Genomic DNA, 208 nt, shown 5'->3' with positions numbered 1-208 from the left:
CGGTGCAAATTCGCTTGCGAATTTGCTTGGTGGAGATAAAGAGATTCGAACTCTTGACCCCCTGCGTGCAAGGCAGGTGCTCTCCCAGCTGAGCTATATCCCCATGATTTGTGTTTTCGTTTTTTGGTTCTTTCGAAAAACCAGTTTAAATATCAATGATTTTTGTTTTTTCTTTTCTGTCTGTGGGGAGAGAGCGTACCCTCTCCCC

1 tRNA gene is annotated in these 208 nt (G+C 44.7%); it reads right to left on the bottom strand.

From position 1 onward, the window contains the following. Positions 1-27: 27 nt before the first annotated feature. Positions 28-103: transfer RNA gene (locus tag HMPREF0072_RS10990), tRNA-Ala, on the bottom strand. Positions 104-208: the final 105 nt, after the last annotated feature.

It is taken from the genome of Anaerococcus lactolyticus ATCC 51172 (genome assembly GCF_000156575.1).
Lineage (GTDB): Bacteria > Bacillota > Clostridia > Tissierellales > Peptoniphilaceae > Anaerococcus > Anaerococcus lactolyticus.
Note: the sequence above shows the minus strand (reverse complement) of the source record. Positions and strands in the feature narration are given on the sequence as shown.